This is a genomic window from Synechococcus sp. 60AY4M2, from assembly GCF_002760375.1.
Lineage (GTDB): Bacteria > Cyanobacteriota > Cyanobacteriia > Thermostichales > Thermostichaceae > Thermostichus.
On record NZ_AUMZ01000001.1, the window covers coordinates 3066830 to 3086497 of the forward strand.

The 19668-nt window shown below is 60.7% G+C and carries 23 protein-coding genes; 11 read left to right on the forward strand and 12 right to left on the reverse strand.

Annotation, left to right across the window (positions count from 1 at the left end; all coding sequences use genetic code 11):
• Positions 1-379 precede the first annotated feature (379 nt).
• On the forward strand, positions 380-829 hold the full coding sequence (locus SYN60AY4M2_RS13415; protein ID WP_168173345.1) for a tetratricopeptide repeat protein: 450 nt from the start codon (positions 380-382) through the stop codon (positions 827-829).
• On the opposite strand, the gene lipB is transcribed toward SYN60AY4M2_RS13415, so the two are convergent.
• Positions 826-1608 carry a lipoyl(octanoyl) transferase LipB gene (gene lipB, locus SYN60AY4M2_RS13420; RefSeq protein ID WP_099813144.1) on the reverse strand — a complete coding sequence of 261 codons (783 nt, stop codon included), beginning with the start codon at positions 1606-1608 and terminating at the stop codon, positions 826-828. The two genes, SYN60AY4M2_RS13415 and lipB, sit on opposite strands and share 4 nt — an antisense overlap.
• Before the next feature lie 13 nt (positions 1609-1621).
• Complete coding sequence (gene trxA, locus SYN60AY4M2_RS13425; protein WP_011430556.1) at positions 1622-1954, reverse strand: thioredoxin; 333 nt, start codon at positions 1952-1954, stop codon at positions 1622-1624.
• A gap of 209 nt (positions 1955-2163) precedes the next feature.
• Between trxA and SYN60AY4M2_RS13430 the strand changes: the two genes are divergently transcribed.
• Positions 2164-3420, forward strand: coding sequence for a coenzyme F420-0:L-glutamate ligase (locus tag SYN60AY4M2_RS13430; protein WP_240527862.1), 1257 nt, complete (start codon positions 2164-2166; stop codon positions 3418-3420).
• On the opposite strand, the gene sulP is transcribed toward SYN60AY4M2_RS13430, so the two are convergent.
• From sulP to SYN60AY4M2_RS13450, 4 genes are all read right to left on the reverse strand, one after another.
• Entirely contained in the window at positions 3395-5191 is a 1797-nt protein-coding gene (gene sulP, locus SYN60AY4M2_RS13435) for a sulfate permease (RefSeq protein ID WP_099813145.1), read from the reverse strand. The two genes, SYN60AY4M2_RS13430 and sulP, sit on opposite strands and share 26 nt — an antisense overlap.
• Positions 5188-5769, reverse strand: a complete 582-nt coding sequence (locus SYN60AY4M2_RS13440) for a rhodanese-like domain-containing protein (protein ID WP_099813146.1) — start codon at positions 5767-5769, stop codon at positions 5188-5190. The genes sulP and SYN60AY4M2_RS13440 overlap by 4 nt, the downstream gene beginning before the upstream one ends.
• Positions 5770-5788: 19 nt before the next feature.
• Positions 5789-6256, reverse strand: a complete 468-nt coding sequence (locus tag SYN60AY4M2_RS13445; RefSeq protein ID WP_099813147.1) for a DUF29 domain-containing protein — start codon at positions 6254-6256, stop codon at positions 5789-5791.
• A 64-nt stretch (positions 6257-6320) separates the two neighbouring features.
• Entirely contained in the window at positions 6321-7040 is a 720-nt protein-coding gene (locus tag SYN60AY4M2_RS13450; protein WP_099813148.1) for an MBL fold metallo-hydrolase, read from the reverse strand.
• 112 nt (positions 7041-7152) lie between these two features.
• On the opposite strand from SYN60AY4M2_RS13450, the gene SYN60AY4M2_RS13455 reads away from it, so the two are divergent.
• Positions 7153-7560, forward strand: a complete 408-nt coding sequence (locus tag SYN60AY4M2_RS13455; RefSeq protein ID WP_206336922.1) for a metalloregulator ArsR/SmtB family transcription factor — start codon at positions 7153-7155, stop codon at positions 7558-7560.
• On the opposite strand, the gene SYN60AY4M2_RS13460 is transcribed toward SYN60AY4M2_RS13455, so the two are convergent.
• Positions 7527-7943, reverse strand: coding sequence for a DUF202 domain-containing protein (locus SYN60AY4M2_RS13460; RefSeq protein WP_099813149.1), 417 nt, complete (start codon positions 7941-7943; stop codon positions 7527-7529). The two genes, SYN60AY4M2_RS13455 and SYN60AY4M2_RS13460, sit on opposite strands and share 34 nt — an antisense overlap.
• Positions 7944-7959: 16 nt before the next feature.
• Entirely contained in the window at positions 7960-9108 is a 1149-nt protein-coding gene (arsB, locus tag SYN60AY4M2_RS13465) for an ACR3 family arsenite efflux transporter (protein WP_099813388.1), read from the reverse strand.
• A 150-nt stretch (positions 9109-9258) separates the two neighbouring features.
• Between arsB and SYN60AY4M2_RS13470 the strand changes: the two genes are divergently transcribed.
• The 8 genes from SYN60AY4M2_RS13470 to SYN60AY4M2_RS13505 all read left to right on the forward strand — a co-directional run bounded on the left by SYN60AY4M2_RS13470 (position 9259) and on the right by SYN60AY4M2_RS13505 (position 15063).
• Positions 9259-9672 (forward strand): DUF3119 family protein, encoded by a 414-nt coding sequence (locus tag SYN60AY4M2_RS13470; protein ID WP_011430547.1) that lies wholly within the window; start codon positions 9259-9261, stop codon positions 9670-9672.
• Positions 9669-10481, forward strand: a complete 813-nt coding sequence (gene pgeF, locus SYN60AY4M2_RS13475; protein WP_011430546.1) for a peptidoglycan editing factor PgeF — start codon at positions 9669-9671, stop codon at positions 10479-10481. The genes SYN60AY4M2_RS13470 and pgeF overlap by 4 nt, the downstream gene beginning before the upstream one ends.
• Positions 10482-10545: 64 nt before the next feature.
• Positions 10546-10887, forward strand: coding sequence for a hypothetical protein (locus SYN60AY4M2_RS13480; protein ID WP_011430545.1), 342 nt, complete (start codon positions 10546-10548; stop codon positions 10885-10887).
• A gap of 55 nt (positions 10888-10942) precedes the next feature.
• Complete coding sequence (locus tag SYN60AY4M2_RS13485; protein ID WP_240527863.1) at positions 10943-11374, forward strand: DUF6464 family protein; 432 nt, start codon at positions 10943-10945, stop codon at positions 11372-11374.
• 20 nt (positions 11375-11394) lie between these two features.
• Positions 11395-12093: an orotidine-5'-phosphate decarboxylase gene (gene pyrF, locus SYN60AY4M2_RS13490; protein ID WP_011430543.1), complete on the forward strand. Its 699-nt coding sequence runs from the start codon at positions 11395-11397 to the stop codon at positions 12091-12093.
• 101 nt (positions 12094-12194) lie between these two features.
• The gene (locus tag SYN60AY4M2_RS13495; RefSeq protein WP_187147154.1) at positions 12195-12737 is read left to right on the forward strand and encodes a hypothetical protein; all 543 of its coding nucleotides are present in this window, start codon (positions 12195-12197) and stop codon (positions 12735-12737) included.
• Entirely contained in the window at positions 12734-13831 is a 1098-nt protein-coding gene (locus SYN60AY4M2_RS13500; RefSeq protein WP_240527864.1) for a hypothetical protein, read from the forward strand. Before SYN60AY4M2_RS13495 ends, SYN60AY4M2_RS13500 begins: the two co-directional genes overlap by 4 nt.
• 26 nt (positions 13832-13857) lie before the next feature.
• Complete coding sequence (locus tag SYN60AY4M2_RS13505; RefSeq protein WP_099813151.1) at positions 13858-15063, forward strand: PLP-dependent aminotransferase family protein; 1206 nt, start codon at positions 13858-13860, stop codon at positions 15061-15063.
• Positions 15064-15311: 248 nt separating this feature from the next.
• Here the strand turns inward: SYN60AY4M2_RS13505 and SYN60AY4M2_RS13510 are convergent, their stop codons facing one another.
• The 4 genes from SYN60AY4M2_RS13510 to SYN60AY4M2_RS13530 form a co-directional block, all read right to left on the reverse strand.
• Entirely contained in the window at positions 15312-16061 is a 750-nt protein-coding gene (locus SYN60AY4M2_RS13510) for a TMEM43 family protein (protein WP_099813152.1), read from the reverse strand.
• Between the two features lie 555 nt (positions 16062-16616).
• The gene (locus tag SYN60AY4M2_RS13520; protein WP_011430539.1) at positions 16617-17042 is read right to left on the reverse strand and encodes a TerB family tellurite resistance protein; all 426 of its coding nucleotides are present in this window, start codon (positions 17040-17042) and stop codon (positions 16617-16619) included.
• 88 nt (positions 17043-17130) lie between these two features.
• Positions 17131-18978: an aminopeptidase P family protein gene (locus SYN60AY4M2_RS13525; RefSeq protein WP_240527865.1), complete on the reverse strand. Its 1848-nt coding sequence runs from the start codon at positions 18976-18978 to the stop codon at positions 17131-17133.
• A gap of 131 nt (positions 18979-19109) precedes the next feature.
• Positions 19110-19523 (reverse strand): rhodanese-like domain-containing protein, encoded by a 414-nt coding sequence (locus SYN60AY4M2_RS13530; protein ID WP_099813392.1) that lies wholly within the window; start codon positions 19521-19523, stop codon positions 19110-19112.
• Positions 19524-19668 lie beyond the last annotated feature (145 nt).

A 19668-nucleotide genomic window follows, 5' to 3' on the forward strand; every position in this document is an offset into this window, starting at 1 on the left:
TCTCTCCGAGATCCCACGGGCGAAGGATCGCCGCCTTGCGGTGAGAGCATGCCTCTAACCCCCAAAACCCTGAACTTTGCTGAATTTACTGAGCTTTAGGCGGTTTGGCAAAAGTCATTGAGAGGGATATAGTAGACCAAGTTTCCCCCTGATCCTTGAGTCCACCGCAACGGTTGCCGGGAAGTGAAGGGGGAAAGCGCTCGGGGGGTATTCCTCAGGGCTTTGCGGGATACCGCCTTCCTGCTCAGAGATAGGCAGGATGCGATCGCTTCTTTCCTGAACCATGTTCAGGAGAGTTCAGCGTGAATGTATCAGGACGTCATTAGCGGTGCGGAGCACAATCAAGTGTCGATGGGGAAGGATAGCTCTGATAGGTTTCTTGGCAGCATTCCTCGCTCCTGCCCCTGCCATCTCTTTGCCTGCCTTCCCACCTCCTCCTGAGAAGACCTCGGCCCCAAACACCGCTTCCGAGTTCAACTGGCAGGGATCCCTCAAGTTGCTGCGGGGGGATCCCGTAGCTGCCCTGGCGGATCTGGATCGGGCGGTGCAGTTGGATCCCAGCTATGCTCCGGCCTATGTGAACCGCAGCTACGTCTACAACCAGTTGCGCCAGCCGGAAGAAGCTCTGGCCGATGCGGAGCGGGCCATTCAGTTGGATCCGCGAATTCCAGAAGCCTACTTCAGCCGCGGCGTGGCCCACCTGCAACTGGGGGATCGAGAAGCCGCCATGGCCGACTTTCGCCAGGCCTTGGCTCTCTTTTCCAAGAGTGGCAACTTTGCCAACCAGGCCATCCTGCAGCAACTGCTGCGCCAGTTGGGGGTGGATTAGCCTTGAGTCTTTAGAGACTTGCGTTCTCCCAACCACTCTGATAAGGAAACTTCCTGAGCTTGCAGCCCAAAGACCTGACAAAAGGACTTCACCACCACCGGGGCCACTGCCGCCATCGTTACTCGGGGACAAAACTGAACCAGGGATCCCACCGGGCGATCAGGGATCCCACAGGGCACGATGGCCTCGAAGGCAGCTAGATCCGGGCAGACGTTGAGGGCAAAGCCGTGGTAGGTCACCCAGCGGGAGACCTTGATGCCGATGGCCGCCACCTTGTGGCCTTGCACCCAAACCCCTGTTAGGCCAGGGATCCGCTCCCCCTGCAGGCCGAAGTGGGCCACAGTCTGGATGAGCACCTCTTCTAGGTGGCGCAGGTAGCGATGCAGATCCGGCTGGCCGTGGGAGCCGTAGACAGTCCTATGGCGCTTTAGGTTGAGCAGGGCATAACCCACCCACTGGCCCGGCCCGTGGTAGGTCACTTCGCCGCCCCGCTCCACCCGCAGGATCTCCGGCCCCTCAGTAACAGGGGACTCTGGCTGAGTGTCTGGAGATCCTATCTGTCCAGCCAGGCTTTTGAGAAACTTGGGATCGGCCCCCGCCCCCAGGGTGTAGACCGGCGGGTGGGTGAGCAACAAAAGCCCATCTGGCACCTGGGGATCGCGGATCATCTGGGCCAACCTGACTTGCTGCCAAGCCCACGCCCTGCGGTAGGGCACCTCTCCCGCCTGGTGAACTTGGAGAACCGGCCCCGCCTCAAGCTCCTGCCAAAACGCCCTCAAGGTCTATCTGCCCTTAGCTGACCGGCAGGCCGATCTGCGCCCGCAACCGCTCCACCAGGGCGCGAGGCTGCAACAGCCCCTCGATGCGGTCAACCGGCTTCCCGTCTTTGAACAGGATGAGAGTCGGCACAGCGTAGATCCCCCAGCGGGCAGCAATGTTGGGGTATTTATCTATATCCACCTTCACGAAGGAAATAGCATCCCCCACCTGCGGCTTCACCTGCTCCAACACCTGAGCCATCACCTGACAGGGACCACACCAGGTAGCGTAAAAGTCCACCAGAATGGGAGTTTTGGATCCCTGGATCATGTCGTCAAAGCTCTTGAACTGCTGTTTTTGGGCCATGGGCAACCTCCAAAGGATGCGGCAGAAAACTTAGGGTGCAATCTATTTTTAGTCTAACTGTTTGAGATGAAGGTGTAGATAGGGATCCTGCTACAGGGTGCTGGCGGTTTCCCGGTAGGATGGCTAGGGCTGGGGAGCGTACCTGTAGTCTAGGGTGCAGGCCTGAAGGAAGGGGCAGACTTGAGCAGGGTTTAAGGAGTGGGATCCCAATGGCAACCATTCGGATGGTGAGCCGAGGTGTGGTGGCTGGCGTATTGGCTGGCATGGTCTTGAGCCTCTGGGGGATCGGGCGCTGGCTTTGGGATCCCTCGGCCTGGATCCAGGTGGTGGCCGGGCTGCTCCTAAGTGTGGCGACGTTGCTGTACTGGCTGAAGACCCGCCCCGCCGACTGTCTGCTGGTGGAGCCCCAGAGCTGGCGCCTCAGCCGCCTCAGCCCTCATCGCTGGCTTATCCAGGCCGAGTTTGTGGCCCGCAACCTCAACCCCCTTTTTGAGGTCACCTTGGCCCAGGTGCAGCCGCGGCTGCATCTGCTCAGCGCCGGCTCCCTCGAAGGGATCCAAAGTAGGATCCGCCTGCGCTCCCGCCATCCGGATCTGCCCCCCCGCCCAGACAACTACTGGCAGGCCTACATCATCTCCCCCCAAAGCCAGACCGGCTTAGAAGTCGAGATCGAGCTAGAGGGGGAAGGGCTGGCAGATTTGCGCTCGGCCTGGCTGGAGTTGGACTACATCCAGTACGGGCGGCAACGGCGCACCCTGAAGACCAGCCACCTGATCCTGCCCTTGCAGGAAGTGGAGCCCTTGCCGGAGCTGGCCTGGCAGCAGCAGGGGCTGGTGAGTTGGGCTCCTGTTCCCACCCATCTGCTTACCCCCAGCGACGACCTAGCCGAGGTGCTGCGGCACTACGTAGGCCCCCATATCCAGCCCGGCGATATTGTGGCCATCTCGGAAAGCGCGGCGGCCATCGTCCAGGGCAACTTTCGCCATCCCCTGCAGGTGCAGCCCGGCTGGCTGGCCCGCACCCTCTGCTACTTCTTCCCTTCCAAAACCAGTCTCTCAAGCTGCTATGGGATGCAGACGTTGATCGACTGTTCGGGGGCCTGGCGGGTGTTGGGGGCTTTTGTCGTCGGATCCCTGGCCAAATTGCTGGGGATCCGCGGAGCCTTCTACGCCCTGGCGGGGGAGCAGGCGGCCTTGATCGACGATGTCACCGGCACTTTGCCCCCCTACGACCAGTTCATCGTCTTGGGGCCGCGGGATCCGGCCAAGCTGGTGGCCGAGCTCCATGCCCAGACCGGCTACGAGGTGGCCATTGTCGATGCCAACGATCTAGGCGAAGTAAGCGTTCTGGCAACCAGCCCTGGCGTGGAGGAGGAGCTGGTGGAGCAGGCGCTGCGCAAGAACCCAGCCGGCAATGCGGCAGAGCAAACGCCGATTGTGCTCATCCGGAAGCGGCTGCCGGCATAGAGTTCGTCTGAGACTTGAGAACCTGCATCGCCTGGTGGGTCGACAAGAAGAAGCGCTCGGCGCCCACTTTCTCCACAAACCCAGCCCTTTTGAGGCGATCCATCACCGGCCCCTTCACCTCGGCCAGGGCAAAGCCCACCCCCATTTGCTGCAGACGTTCTACCAACTGGGCCAGGGCCTCCAAAGCGCTGCCGTCGACGAAGTTAATGGCGCTGGCCACCAGCAGCACCTGTTCCACTGCTGGCCGCGCTGCTACCTCCTGCAGGATGGACTCCTGCAGGTAGGCCGCGTTGGCAAAAAACAGGCTTTCATCCACCCGCACCGCCAAGATGCGCGGATCGGTAATCACCTCATGGCGCAGCACGTTGCGGTAGTGCTCGGTGCCCGGCACCTGGCCAACAATGGCGATGTGGGGACGGCTGGCCCGCCAAAGAAAGAGCAGGATGGAAACCAGCACCCCCAGCCCAATCCCCGGCTCCACCCCGATCCCCAACACGCTGGCAAAGGTGACCAGCCAAACCAAGGCATCGCCGCGGTCGTAGCGCCAGCTCTGCAGCAAGGGGTGAAAATCCACCAGTCCCAGCACTGCCACCAGCACAATAGCTGCTAGGGTCGTCTGGGGCAGGAAGGTAAACAGGGGCATCAGCCAGCTCACTGCCAGGGCTATCAGGGATCCCGTGACCACCGAGGCCAGGCCGCTGTTGGCCCCGGCCTGAGCGTTAACCACCGAGCGGCTGATCCCACCGGTTACCGGGTAGCCACCACTCACGGCTGCCGCCAGGTTGGCCACCCCCAGGGCCACCAGATCCTGGTTGGGATCCACTTTCTGGCGCCGCTGGCTGGCCAGCGACTGCCCCACCGCATAGCTTTCCGTAAAGCCCACCAAGCTGATGGCCAAAGCTGTGGGCAGCAAAGCTCTCCACTCTGCCCAGCTCAGCCAAGGGAAGGCCAGGGAGGGCAGGCCAGCCGGAATGGATCCCACCACCGCCACCCCCGCTCTCTCTGAGAGGTTCAACCCCCACACCAGCAGCGTGGTCAGGAAGACGGCTCCCAGCGGCGCGCCCTTGGTGAGAAGTAGGCCCCAGAGGGGTGGGATCCCCCAGCGGCGCAGTTGAGCGGGGAGCTTCTGCTGGGCGTACACCAAGAGGGTGATGGCCAACAGCCCCAGCCCCAGGGTGGCCCAGTTGACTCCCTCCAAGCTCTGCCAGAGCCGTTGCAGCAGCAGCCAGAAGGACTCGGTGTTGGCGATCTTCACCCCCAGCAGATGGCGGAGCTGGCTGAAGGCGATGATCAAGGCTGCCGCGCTGCCGAAGGCCGTTACCACTGAGTGGCTCAAGAAATTGGCCAGAAACCCCAAGCGCAGCAGACCTACCCCTACTTGGATCAAGCCCGCTTCCAGGGCCAAGCCCAGCGCCAGCCGGCCATACTCCGGGCTGCCCGGCTCCGCCAGCGGCTCCAAGCCCGCGGCCACCAGCAGGGAGATGATGGCCACCGGCCCCACCGACAAAGCCCGGCTGGATCCCAGAAAGCCGTAGGCGATCACCGGCAGGATGCTGGCGTAGAGGCCCGCCTGGGGAGGCAGCCCGGCCAGCAGCGCGTAGGCCATGCTCTGGGGCACTAGAAGAGTGGCTGTAACCAGTCCGGCAATGAGATCCCCCGGCAGATCCTCTCGCCGATAGCGAAGCCACCACAAGGAATCCTTGGCAAAGGGCAGGTAGCGCGCCCAGATCCCCTGCTTTGTAGAAGAGGCGGACGGGATCTCGCTGCTCATAGCGTCTGACCTTGGTTCCAGGGCATGCGGGCCAACAGCAGCGCCAGGCCGCAGGTGTTGGTGATCCCGGCAAACACCAGCCCGGCTCCCACAAAGCCGCTCAGCAGCAGCCAGGCCGGATGGACAAAAGCTCCCAGCAGGGTGCCGGCCACCACCAGGGATCCCGCCGCAATTTGAACCTGCCGCATCAGCGAGATGGGGGCGTTGCGGGTGCGGGTGGTGGGCAGCTTGGCGGCCTTCCAGGCTTCGATCCCGCCCTTTAGGCTCATCGCTTCCGGCCAGCCGTACTCCAGCAACTGACAGCCGGCGCGGATGGAGCGGCTGCCCATGCGGCACTGCAACACCACCGGTTTTTCCGGCGTCGAGGCGGGCACCTTGGCCGGATCAAAGCTAGACAGAGGCATGTTGATCGCCCCTGGGATCCGCTCATCGGCATATTCTCCCGGCTCCCGCACGTCGATGAGCTGTACCCGCCCTTGATCCAGCCACTGCTTTAAGGTCAGGGCGTCGATCTCCTTGAGACGGGGATCCCGTTCCTGCTGAGCGGAAGGCGTAGGATTTTGTCGGGCTACAGTCATTGGTTTCCTCCCCGGGTAACTAACCTTCTTCCTCAAGCAACCTGCTGGGCTCGCCGGGGTAAAACTGGCTATCCAGGATTTGCTCGGGAGAATAAGGACAGGTCTTGGGAAAAGTTTTTCTGGGCAGCTTTGTCTCTTCCAGGGCCAGCTGCAGCGCCCTCAAGTAAGACTTGGAGATGGCCTCCGGCAAATAGGGCCTCAAGCTGGGGCTTTCTTCCAATAGATCCAGAACTTCCTGTCGCTGCACCTGTAGGGTAAGAAGCCAGCTTACAGATCTAGCCTGCGGCTGATACTCCCATTTCAGAAGGTGCCCCACCAAAACCCCTAGCCGGTTGCGCAGCTCTTGCCGCTGTTGCCTGCCCAACGATTCCATCTCCTCAATCAAATGGGGCAGGTCTAGCTTCTCCCAGGCCCGCTCCCGCAGCAGTTGGGCTTGTTGCTGCGTCCAAGCATAGAAATCCCTCTCATAGAGATTTTGGGGTTCCACTCTCAACCCTCCTGACGGGCTGCCTGAGAGAAGTCTACCCAGCGCCAAGCCTTGCGGCCTCCCCCTAAACCGCGGCTGCTGCCACTTGGCCGCACTGCTCGTTGGCCGGCACCGCCTCCTGAATCTTCTTGGGCTGAGGTAGGTTGAGGCTGTTCATCAGGGCGATGAAGCTCTCCCGCGAACGCAAATTTCCGGTCTCCGGATCCACAAAGCGGGGGTTCCAGCGCTTCTCTTCGCCAATAGTGGAGACGGTGTGCCCCCGGTAGTCATGGCCGGGATAGACCAACGTCTCGTCCGGCAGGGTAAACAGGTGCTGGGTAACATGGTCATACATCAGGCCGGGATCCCCGCTCTGGAAATCCGTGCGCCCACAGCCGCGAATGAGCAGGGCATCGCCGGTAAGAACGCGATCCCCATTGACGCGATAGGTCATGTGGCTGTCGGTGTGGCCCAGGGTGGCGATGGCCTCGATGACAATGGATCCCACCTGCAGCGTTTCCCCATGGCCGATAAAGCGATCCGCACATTGCGCCTTGGCCTGAACCGGCACCACCCCTTGGCAGCCGGTCAGCTCGCGCAGCTTGCCAGTGCCGGTGATGTGATCGGCGTGGACGTGGGTTTCCAAGCAGTACTTCAAGGTCAGACCCAGCTCTCGAATTAACTTCAAGTCCCGCTCCACCTGCTCCAAAACGGGATCCACCAGAGCTGCCTCGCGGGTGTCTGGGTCTGCGATTAAATAGGTGTAGGTGCTCGTCTCGGTGTCGAACAGTTGGCGAAATAGCATGCTGCCCTCCTGTCTGTTGGCAAAACCCGAACGCGATCCAATTCGGGCCTCTAGATCTACTGTATAACTATTTAGTGTTAAAATCAAGCCAGCGCATCCCTCAAGACAGGCTATGGATTGGGACGAGCTCGTGAAAGGTGGCAAAGACGAGTGCCAGTTGACTCTGACGCCGGAAGTGCTGACCAGCGTAGCGGAGTACTTCAAGGTTTTGGCGGAGCCCAGCCGGCTGCAGATCCTGTGTCAGTTGCGCTCGGGACCCAAGAACGTCACCCAGATCTTAGAGGCCACCGGCATGGGCCAGGCCAACGTTTCCAAACATCTCAAGATCTTGGCGCAGGCAGGGATCGTCAGCCGCGAGCCCAGGGGCGTGAGCGTCTACTACCAAATTGCCGATCCCATCTGCTTTGAGCTGTGCGAGGTGGTGTGCAGGCAGTTGATCGAGCGGCTCAAGCAGCAAGCCCGGCAATTGCAGCCGCTGGCAGCCCTTCACTCCGGCAGGCTGAGCCGGGAAGGCTCCTGAGGGCGGGGGCGGCGCAGCATCAGGGGAAGGCTCAGCAGCCCAAACAGGGCCACCACCGCAGCCATGATCCAGACGAGAAAACGGCTGGGGCGAAAGTTGCCCGCCTCGATTCGCCGCATCACCTGGTTGTAGCGCCAGGTTGAAAGGCCAATTGTCAGGATCCCAAAGATCACCAACAGGAGGCCCAGGTTCTGGGTACTCAAGAGGCCGTGGCTCGGGGAGGGCTGCTCGGGGGAGCTGGAAGCTTCGATCTGCTGCAGAAAGAGGCTGAAGCGGGTGAGGGCAAAACCAAAGGCAATGAGAGCCACAGAGGTGCGCAGCCAAGCCAGAAAGGTGCGCTCGTTGGCCTGGTGTTCCCGTTGGCGATCCGGGGGCAGGTTCATGGGCTGAAGGGATCCCTCAGGGGCTAATTTTAAGGCAGCGGGGATCGGGCAAGCTGGCCTTTTCCGGCTGGCGGGGGAAATAAAAGGCGGTACGCCGGCAGATCTCCACCAACATCAACATCACCGGCACCTCGATCAACACCCCTACGACGGTGGCCAGGGCGGCCCCTGAGTTCAAGCCAAACAGCACCACCGCCGTTGCAATCGCCACCTCAAAGTGGTTGCTGGCGCCGATTAAAGCTGCCGGAGCCGCATCCTCATAGCACAAGCCCAGTTTCTGGGCTGCCACATAGGTGATGCCGAAAATGAGGTTGGTTTGAACGAAAAGAGGCACTGCGATCAACAAAATGTGGAAGGGATTTTCCACAATGAGATCCCCTTTAAAAGCAAAAAGAAGCACCAACGTCACCAGCAAGGCGGCGATGGCAATGGGGTTGAGGTAGCGCAAAAAAGCTTTTTCAAACCATTCCCGGCCCTTGGTTTTGAGAATCCAATAGCGGGAGGCTGCTCCTGCAACTAACGGTAGGCCCACATAGACGGCCACCGACAGCAAAATGGTTTGCCAGGGCACCGTTAAATCGCTCATGGCCAGCAGCCAGCGGCCCAGCGGTGCGTAGAGGAAGAGCATGGTTAAAGAGTTCACCGCCACCATCACCAGGGTGTGGCCCTGGTTGCCATAGCTGAGATAGCCCCACATCAGCACCATGGCTGTACAAGGAGCAATGCCCAACAAAATGGCCCCGGCAATGTAGGAGCTGCTGAGGCTAATCTCTGTGCCGCGGATGATTTCCGTGCCGGTTATCCAAGGGGCAAACAGCCACCCCAAAAAAAACTGGGCGATCACCACCATGGTAAAGGGCTTCACCAGCCAGTTCACGGCCAGGGTCAACAGCACTGGCTTGGGAGATTTCAAAGCATAGGCTGCCTGGCCGAAGTCAATTTTCACCATGATGGGATACATCATGAAAAACAGGCAGACGGCAATGGGAAGGGAGACCTGATAGAGGCTCAAGGCATCCAAAGCCTCGGCCACGCCCGGAAACCATCGCCCCAGGAGGATCCCGGCAACAATACACAGGGCCACCCAAAGGGTGAGATAGCGCTCAAAAAAGCTCAGGGAGCCGCCGCTGGGGAGAGCTTTGGGGTCAGATGCGGTTAGGGCCATGATCAAAAGCCGCGTTCCTGTGTGCTCTGTCAGGATACATCAAAACAACTTGTTTGGTATGCCCCCAACTTACCCAGAGGCGGGATCCCTCCGGAGAAAGGTAGTGGCAGCGGCGTAAAATGGAGCTGGCAAGCGGAGGAGAAGCAAAAAGTGATCAAACCCCACTCTGCCCATCTGTTGACCCCCGACTTCCGCCTCAGCTTGGCAGTGCTGGCTTTGGCGGTGCCGCTGTTGTGGCTCTCGTTTTGGCTAGGGTTGGGAGTGGGGTTGTTTGGCCTGTTTTTGCTGGTACAGACCTGTCTGATCGGGCTGGCCTTTACCCGCACGGCGCTGCAGGTCTACAGCGGCTCCCGGCGCATCCGCGAGTTCCCCTACAGCGAGTGGCAGGACTGGCAGATCTTCTGGCGGCCGGTGCCGATTTTGTTTTTCTTCCGAGAAAGCCGGAGCATTCACTTTTTGCCGATGCTCTTCAACCCGGTCGAGCTGCGCATCTGCCTGGAGGAGCGGCTAGGCCACCTGCACGCCCGACGGCAGGGATCCCCTTTCCACCCATCAGGCCGATGAGCGGTTCCGGGGGCTGGGTTTGGCAAGAGGCAGGGAGATGGCGTTGGCTGCAGTGTCAACTGCTGGCGGGGTGGCCCCATGCTTTTGGCTGTCGTCAAGCTTCCCCCTATCAACCAGCCGATATGGCCGACCAGTTGCAACTCCTCCCAGAACGAGCTGCGTGGGGCCACCAGGTGCATGGCTGTCGCTGGACGTGGGCGGATGCAGTTGTCTTCTCCCAGGGGAGGGCTTCAGGTTCTCACGTCGGGGAAGGGAGTTTCGCCCGTCCCGAAGCAGATGCCGTGATCGCCCGTCGCCCAGGGGACTCGGCCTGGGTTTGCACTGCCGACTGTGTGCCCATTTTGGTGGCCAGCCCCCACTGGGTGGCCGCAGTTCACGCCGGCTGGAGGGGGACGGCTGCCGGTATCCTGACTAAGGTGCTGCAGGCCTTTCTCCAGGGGGGGATCCCTGCCAGCCAAATCCGCATTGCCCTGGGGCCGGCCATCTCCGGGCCAGCCTACCAGGTTTCTCAGGAAGTGGCCGAGCAGGTGCTGCAGTCGCTGCCTTCAGGGGTAGACCCACAACCTGCCCTCTGGCCAGATCCTCTGCCGGGTAAGGTGCGCCTGGATCTGCGCTGGATCAACCGCGCCCAGGCCGAAGCTCAGGGGATCCCGCCGGAGCACATCGCCATCAGTCCTCATTGCACCTTTGGCCAGCCTCAGGATTTCTTTTCCTATCGCCGCGAGGGGGCCTTAGAGGATGACCAGGGCCGTCGTTGCGTGCAGTGGTCGGCGATTGGCCTGCCAAAGGCGGCTTTTGACAAATCCTAGCTGCCAAAAATAGCAGCTATAATTGCCCTCAAAACTCAACCCTATCTCGCGGGGGAGGGATCCCATGCTTTGCCGGCTTGCCCTTCGGGGGTTGGTTTGGGTGGCTTTGTCTTTCCCTTTTGCCTTTGTCGGAGAAGCCCCTGCCCAGACCTCTCTGACGGGCATCAACCGCGACAACGTACTGCAACTGAACATCGGGCCCGGACGCCGCCTGGCTCCAGGGCCCGCAAAGGGTTCCGGCTCCGAGCAAGGCCAGGATCCCACCGTTCCCTCGGCGCTGATGTGGGCAGAGTGGCATATCCGCGCCAATGTTTGTACCGGCAACCTATCTGCCGAAGAATTGGCGGAGCTGTTTCCCTTGGTCAACCAAGAGTTAGTAGATGCCGTTTGTCAAGGGGGAAGTTAGCCGGCTTGCCCAGGCAAGCGGTAAGGTGAAAAGAAAGCTCTCAGGTTGCTGCTGCATGGATTTTGAGAAGCTCTTGGAGGAATGGGTGGCAGCCTTCACCCAGGCGGCGGAAGAAAGCCTCACCGCTTTGGAAGCCGCCCTGACGGAGTTGGCGGAACACCTGGCCGCGCCTCTCCAAGAAACCCTTCGGCAGTGGGAAGCCTTCTGGAGCCTGGAGGAGGAGCCGCAGCCCGGTTCAGAGCTCGATGAGGAAACGTTCAACCCTGCTGGGGGGGAGTCCTTCAGCACCAGCCGTTTCTTCGTCAGCCCACTGGGGTTCGGGGGTGTAGTTGTTTATACTTATGTCGCTTCGCCGCCTGGCTGGATTGGGGATCCCACCTGTCGCTACAATGCCCTTTCCCCGGAGTTGCGCTGTGCCGTCAACCCCTATGGCCCCTGTGAAGGCTGCCCCCACTATGAGCCGCGAGAGCGGAGCCCTTCGCGTTAGCCGGCCTGAGGGCTTTCGCCATGCAGGGTAGCCGCCTCATTGTTGCTCTAGATACCGCTTCTTGGGAGCAGGCCCTGAAGTGGGTGGATCGCCTGCCCCAGGTGCTGTGGTGGAAGGTGGGCCTGGAGCTGTTTACGGCTGTTGGCCCTCAGATTTTGCAGGCCCTTAAGGAACGGGGCAAGCGCATTTTTCTCGATTTAAAGCTGCACGACATTCCCCACACAGTGGGGCGGGCCGCTCAGGTGGCCGTTGGTTATGGGGTGGATCTGCTCACCGTTCATGCCGCTGGCGGCAGTGCCATGTTGCGGGCAGCAGTGGCCGCCACCCAGGGCAGTTCTTGCCGGCTGTTGGCAGTTACTCTTCTCACCAGCCTTGGCCCCGACCAGGTGCGGCAGGAGTTGGGCGTTGAACGAGATCCCGGCGACTATGTGTTGCAGTTGGCGCGGCTAGCTCTGGATCAAGGCGTGAGCGGGCTGGTCTGCTCCCCCCAGGAAGTGGGACGGCTACGGCAGGCTTTGGGGCCGGAGGTGCTGCTGGTAACCCCAGGGATCCGCCTTGGGGATCCAGAAGCGGAGGACGACCAGCGGCGGGTCTGCACCCCCGCGGCAGCGCTGCGGGCGGGGGCCGATTATTTGGTGGTGGGCCGCCCCATCACGGCGGCTGCGGATCCCGTTTCGGCCTGGCAACGCTTTCAAGCTGTAGAGGAAGCGATCGGCTGAGGATTGGGGCAATGCCGTTCCTAGGCTGGTGTAGCCGGCGAAGAAGACAAGCGGGCGGGTATCTTTTCCCCCACCCCGCCCGAGGGGGGTGGCGGATAGGTTTGTCGGCGGCTTTGGGGTTGTGCTGCCTTACTGCCACAGCAGCCAGAGGAGAAGTTTGTGCTGCCGATCCGCAAACCTGGGCTGAAGCCCTGACAGAGCAGTTGCCCTTGTTTCTCAATTTGGCCTTGAGCCGCGCCCGCTCAGACTTTCAGGTGGTGTTGGTGGGCCGGCCAGAGGCCGAACTCCTCTCTGCCGAGGAGCTGGCCCAGCTTCTGCCGGATAGCCCAGCCGCCTCGGCTTCCCAAGGCTTTCGCTTGTATTTCACCACGCTGGAGCGCCGCTTGGTTCTGCCCCAGCAGCCCGAGCGGGAGGATAACCCCCTAGCCGGTCGGCGCAGCGAAACCCTGCAACTGGCTTATGAAGCTTATGTGCTGCGGGCTACACCTGGGGATCCCTGGCAACTGGTGCGCCTGCAGGTTACCGGCGCCGGTGTTCCTGTCCGCGACGTCACCGAAGGACTGACCGCCCAAGCCATTCGTCGCTGGCAGGAGGCTGGGTGTCCCTTGACGGGCGATCTAGAGTTGACTAGGCCTACCCTATGAAGTTTCCCCCCGCCATGCCTCCTCAGGGCAAACGGCTGTCTCGTCCCTCTTTTCCTCAACTGAGCCTGTCCAGGGCGGACAAACGTCGGCACCACCGCCCAGACGGGCTCAGTTGGGTGAGCCACTGGCTGCTGTGGGGAGGGATCGGGTTGCTGCTGGGTCAGCGGCTCCGCTTTGTGGGGCAACCGGCTCAGATGCTGTGGTGGCGCGCTGTGCCCATCAGTGGCCCTGAGGGATCCCTGCCCCCTGTCCAAGCGGAACTGCCTCTCTACCATTCAATTGCAAACGGGCTACTGCCCTGGCTGGCTGAGGGAACCGGGATCCCCCCCGAAGGGATCCTGCGAGCTGTCTCGGCCCTGGCCTGCCTGGTAATCCTGCTGTTGTGCTGGAGCTGGGGCAATTTCTGGAGCGCTGGCCTGTGGGGACTCAGCCCCTGGGTGCTGACCCAGGGTTTGGAGCCGGGCAACGAGATCTTGGCCAGCCTGGTCTTGTTGGTCAGCAGCGGTGTTGGACCGGGATCCCGCCTGCGCTGGGGGGGTTTGGCGCTGGCCTGTGCCTTGAGCTACAAAGTTTGGCTCTTGGCCCTGCTCTGGGGGGCGCTATGGACTAGCCAACACTGGCCGCGGCAGCGGTTGCAAGGGCTACTCTGGCTGCTGCTGGTGATTGGCCTCTCCTGGTTGCTGCGGGTCGAGCTGCCCGCCGATCCCTTCACCGGGACAGAGCGCTTTCCTACGGCGACGGTGTCCTATTCGCTCACCAGCCAAAGCGGCCTGGCTGTTCTGGCCACCTTGATGTTGCCCTTGGGGCTGGCCTTGGTGCGGCTGGGTTGGCCCTGGGCGGAACGCCAACAAACCCTGCTCAGCTTGGCTGGTTTGGGCCATGTCCTGTGGATGGGGGTGCTAGCAGCTTGGCTTTGGGATCCCCAGATGAACCTGTTGCAGCAAAGCGCCCGTTGGGGCCTGGTGGCCCTGCCCTTTTTGTGCCTGAGTGCCGGTGGCGTCTTGGCGGAGATCCCCTGCCGGGGCTGGCGACAGTTTTTGGGATCCCTGCTCTTAGCCAGCTCGTTCTTGTTATCGTGGCAAGCGTTGGCCTGAGTTCTTCTCCTGCCTTGAAGATTCGGATGCGGCCCCTCTTAGAGACCCTGTTCGCCCGGCGGGCCCAGGCGGTGATCCCGCCTCCTGTTGGCGCGGAGATCGCTGGGGCGGTGCCGGTAGTAACCAGTTTTACCTTTGGCCTGGCGGATCCGCGGTTGTTTCCCAAGGCCGACCTGGCGCGGGCGACAGCGGAGGTGTTGGCGGAAGATGGGGATGCTGCCCTCAATTACGGCGGCACCTTTGCCGGGTTGATCGAGGTGGTGCAGCAGTTGATGCGGGCCAGAGGGGTGGAGGCGCAGCCGGAAAACCTCTTGATCGGCTATGGCTCTGGGCAGATCCTTGGCCTCTTGCCCCAGGTCTTTGTGGAGCCGGGGGATGTGGTGATCGTGGAGGGGCCCACCTTCATGGGGGCGGTCAGCCGTTTTGCGGCGGCAGGGGCGCGTCTGATCTCGATCCCGGTGGATGGGGAGGGCATGGTGGTGGATCGCCTGGAAGAGGTGTTGCGCGAGCTAGCCCGCCAAGGGATCCCACCCCGCTTTATCTACACCATTCCCACCTTTCACAACCCTAGGGGCTGCACCCTCTCTTGGCCGCGGCGGCAGAAGCTGCTGCAGTTGGCGGCTGAATACGGCGTGGTGGTGGTGGAGGACGAGGCCTACTACGACCTGCGCTTTGTCGGGGATCCCTTGCCCAGTTTGGCCGCGCTGGATAAAGAGGGCTGGGTTCTGCACGTGGGCACCTTTTCCAAGATTGTGGCGCCGGGGGTGCGGGTGGGCTGGGCCTGTGGCCATCCCGAGATCATCCGCCGCTTGGAGATGTTTCGCAGCGAGGGATCCCTGGGGCCTTTTTTGGGCCGGGTGGTGGCCCGATACTGCGGGGAAGGCCGCCTAGAGAGCCACATTCAGCTTTTGATCCGCCGTTACCGAGAAAAGTGCCACCTGATGTTGGAGGCCATCGCTCAATGTTTTCCCCCTGAAGTCAAGGTGGAGGCCCCTGGGGGTGGATTCTTTATCTGGTGCGAGCTGCCCCCTCCCCTGAGTGCCAACACCTTGCTGTCGGCCACCCGAGCGCTGGGGGTAACTTTCTTGCCGGGTACCCACTGCTTTGCTGATGGCCAAGGGGATCACGCCCTGCGCCTCGCCTTCAGCTACCAACCGGAAGAGCGCATCCTCAGCGGCATCCAGATCCTCGGAGAGCAACTGTACAAACTCATGGGCCAACGATCAATATAGGAAAAAGAATCTGCTAGGGCAGCCACAAAGCGGCTCTTAACCTTCGGGGATTAGTAGGTTGGTCGCTCCAAATTGCGTTGAAACCGTTTGCCTTGATCCCCAGCTCCTTTTGTCCTTCGGGAGAGAAGTTGGGGGTGAGGGGAAAGTAAGAGGAATCGAGACAAGCTATTTCGCTGCTCTTCGGAGCAGCCATATTTGAATGGATGCAGCAGCGCTGCAAGCTCTTTGCTGTGCCGGCAGAGGAACTCTTAAAAACCTGCCACTTGCCGTCTGGGACGTCGCCCCAGCACGTTGAGGATGAAAACTCCCGCCACACCCAAACAGAGGAGCAGCGCCACCGGATTATGCACTATCGATGAGACTAAAATAGTCGTCCCTGTTAAAACCAAGGCTATGAAAAAGGTGACCACTCTCGTCATAGATCGCCCCAGGCCGCTTAGAAAAGGAAAGATGCTGAGCATCGTATGAAGGGGGACGAAGAAAGAGTCGGCCCCGATCCACATCATCAAGAATCCCACAAAGCGCAGGATCCAAGTCAGGGCATTGTGTTCGGCAGCAAGACGCTCAATGGCTGCAAATCGATCGCTGGCAAATAGCCGATAAAATCGAATGCTGCGCGGCCCCAGGTAGCTCTCTAGGCTGTTAGGGGTGGCCAAACGACCAAAGACAGTTACTTGAGTTCCGCTGTACAAGGCAGTGTACGAAGTTCGCATATCGCCAATTTGTGGATTGGCCAGGGTTCCCCGCCCCTTGAAAACATAAGAGCCTTCCACCCTAGCTGGGATCCCCAGGATCAACGTTTGGGGCTCCAGAGGAACAGCGTAGGGAGTTTCGATCTGCAAATCTTGCATTCCAATTCGGTAATTCCCAATTTGAGCCTGGCTGACTCGAAAGAGTTGGCTGGAAAAAGCCATCGGTGGGTTGACGTGCTCACTGCTGCGATAAAACCGGCTTGAATCTTCGGGGTTTTCCGTCCAGACTTTGGTGTAAGTATAGATTGTCTCTCTGACTTCCTATCCGCCAAACTCCTCTTGAGTGCGAGTTTCTTTTTCCTCTTCCCAAGCATACATTTCCGCCTTGCGCCTGACGGCAATATACGGCCCTGGCCGCAGGAAGAGATTATCGCCCAAAAGCTCATTGCTGGTAATTGGGCCTGTGAGCGATACTAAGCTTCCAAGAGGCGCAGAGGGCGAGCCCAATGGACTGATTTCAATGGCCCCAGTTGCCACTTGGGCAAGGTTGACCCGCCCCTCATTCCAAAACAAAAGCCAGAACGATCCCAAAACAATTCAACAAACACTGATACAAAAGAACTGGCCAGCCGCGAGCCAAACCCAACCCGCTCTACCTGTCTATAACGCTCAGCCATAGCCCTGTCCCCAGCGATGGCTTCAGTCTAGCACAGCCCCTTCTATTTATCCATGAAATCTAGCCGTTTTATAGAATTATAGAATTCAGAGCAAGTTTTTAACTTTTCCAAACTTATGTCTATTCCAGAAGTAGATTGCACCTCGTACAGGTTATGAGAACCCTATTTTTCAGCTAAGAATTGATTAAGCAATGTCCCCCCTTACAGCCTTGACCAGGCGCCGGAAAAACTGCCCCACGCCCTTCACCAGATGGGGTGCCGATTCTGGGCGAGGCGGGATCCCTGCCATTAGGGTGTAGTAGTCATCCAAAAGGTCGTGCTCTTCCGGAGAAACGGCGTTGTCGGCCATCATCAGGTTGCCGATTGCCCCCAGAAGTTGTAGGCGCTCGGTTTCGGTGGCCTGGGCGAGATAATCGGCCATCCAGCGCTCCGTTTGCGCCATCGGAATGGGCTCTTGGATCAGCTCTCGCAGCTCGGCATCGTGCTCCAAACCATAGCGGCGCAGCAGGGATCTCAGATAGGCCAACTCCTGCGGCTCTAGGTGCCCATCGGCCCAGGCGGAGCCGGCCACAATTTTGAGGATGAGCCGATGTTGGGTTGTCGGGTTCATGGCGGGATCCCTTGTCGCTAGAGGTGCCGCTGGCGGTCGGGGTTCTGGGGCCCTGAGCGAGCTGGGAAGGGGCTGGCCAGGGGCAGTCTCACTCGGCGAGGCCGCAGGCGCGTTTTAACCAGGCGGCATCTTGTTCTGACAAGGTGGCGTGGTGAATGGCGTAGACCTGGCGGTGATACTCCTCAAGCCAAGCCCGCTGTGCCTCGTCCAAGAGATCCCAATCGATCAGCCGCCTATCGAAAGGGATCCAAGTCAGGGAGCGAAAGCCCATCCAGCCCTCTGGCTCCGGAATTGCAATCACTTCGTAGAGGTTCTCTAGGCGAATTCCACCCCAGCCCGGCTGGTAGTAGCCCGGCTCGATACTGGTGATCATGCCTACCTTGAGGGGGGTGCTGGCGCGGCGGTGGATCCCGTTGGGCCCCTCGTGGACGTTCAAAAAGGCGCCGACACCGTGGCCGGTACCGTGGCCGTAGTCCAGCCCCGCTTGCCAAAGGCTGGAACGGGCAATGCCATCCAAGGAGACGCCGTAGGTATCGGGGGGGAAGATCTGACGGGCGCAGTGAATGTGGGCTTTGAGCACCTCGGTGTAGCGCCGCCGGCACAGGGGATCCGCCGGTTGCGGGCCAATCCAGAGGGTGCGGGTAGCGTCGGTCGTGCCCCCCAGGTAGTGGGATCCGGAATCCAACAGAAACAACTCGCCTGTCTGCAAGAACTTCTGGGGATCGGGGGTGCCGTAGTGGACGATGGAGCTGTTGGCGCCGGCCCCGGCAATGGTGTTGAAGCTCAGGCCCACCCAATCCCCTTCCTCGCGGTAGTGGGCCTCCATAACAGCGGCCACATCGGCTTCGCTGATGGGGATCCCTGCTTGGATTTGCCGGTCAATCCAGGCCAGGGTGCGGATCTTGGCCCGGCTGGCTTTGCGGTTGGCCAGGCGCATCTGCTCCAGCTCGGTGGGGTTTTTGACCGCCTTGAGGAGATCCACGGGGTGATCCAACTCGCGACAGGTTGCCCCCCGCAGCAGCTCTTGCGTGCCCTGGGTAGTCTGCTTGGGATCTACTCCCACTGGCCCGTAGCGCTCGGCCCACTGGGGCAGTTGTTCCCGGTAGGCCTCGTAGGGCCAGAGCTCTACCCCTGCCTCAGCCAGCACTTGCTTTGCGGAGGGAGTGAGGCGCTCCAGATCAGTAAACAGGGCAACCCTCTCCAGGGCAACTAGCGCATAGGCGCGGAAGACCGGGTTGTAGGGAATGTCGGAGCCGCGCAGGTTAAACAGCCAAGCTACCTGATCCAGTTTGGTTAGGGGCAACAGTCCCACCCGCTTGCGGCGCATCTCCTGGCGCACCTGGGCCAGCTTGTCGCTGGGGGGGGCTCCGCAGAGCTGGGCAGGGACAGGGTAGATGGGTTGCTCCAAGAGGGCTTGGCTAGATTCCTTGGCCAGCTTGTCCAGTGGGTTTTCGCTAACCGGCACCAGCAGCACTCCTCCGGCTTGGGCGTGGGCTTGCAACTGGCGGTAGGTGGCCACCGACACCGTAAAAGGATCCACCCCCAGGCGAAAGCCGGATCCCAGCTCTTCCACGATCTCCATCAGGCTGGGCTGATCCGGCAGGCCGCCTTTGATCACCGTAAACAGGTTGGGATCCACCTCCCGCTCCGCCTGCTCGTGGTAGCGGGGATCCACCCACAGCCAGGCGCGGTCTTGGCTGATTAGGGCATCGCCCACCGAGCCGGTAAAGCCCGTGATCCACTGCCGCCGCTTGCGATATTCCAGCAAATACTCATTGAGGTGCTCATCAGCCGAGGGCACCCAAAAGCCATCGAGATTTTGTTCCTGCAAAAGCTGGCGCAACTGCTGCAAACGAGTGGCAATATCCAGGCGGGGCAGGGTTTGGAGCATGGTGGGGATGAGAGGGAGATCTGGGCCGATGACCTTAGAGACCAATATAGTTCTCTTTACCTTGGGAAAGCAGATGGGAAGAGAGGAACCGGCTACCTAGGCCGCTGGTCAACTGCGAAGCAGTAGCCAAGGGCTTCTGCGTTATTGCTAGGCGACGCGGTTGCGAACGCACCGCTCTAACTCCCCTCTCCCTCTGGGAGAGGGGCTGGGGGTGAGGGCTGAGATTCGGGAAAGCCGGCCTCTCGCCAAGCGCGGATCCCGCCGTCCATGGAGATCACGCGGCGGTAGCCCATCTTTTGCAGGTTATCGGCTGCCAGCGCCGAACGAAAGCCGCCGCCACAATAGAGGACAATCTCGGCTTCTTTGTCTGGGATCACCTTCTCGATGTCCCGCTCGATAATGCCTTTGCTGAGGTGAATGGCGCCGACGATGTGGCCGGCCTGCCACTCCGACTCTTCCCGCACGTCGACCAAATAAAAGGGATCCCCTTGCAGTTGTTTCTGCCTGACTTGCTCGACTGTCAGCTCTTGGATGCGGCTTTTGGCCTCGTTGACCAAAGCTAAGAAAGCAGGGGAGTGGTGGGACGCCATGCACACCTCGCCGAGAACCCAGCTCCCAGGATAAACCCAGGCCCACTCCAGTGAGGCAACGCCAAACCTCAAAACCTCGATCCTCAGCAAGCTAAACTAAAGAAAGGCAGATTTGCCGCCGGAGGCCCCCAGTTTGAGCTTCCAA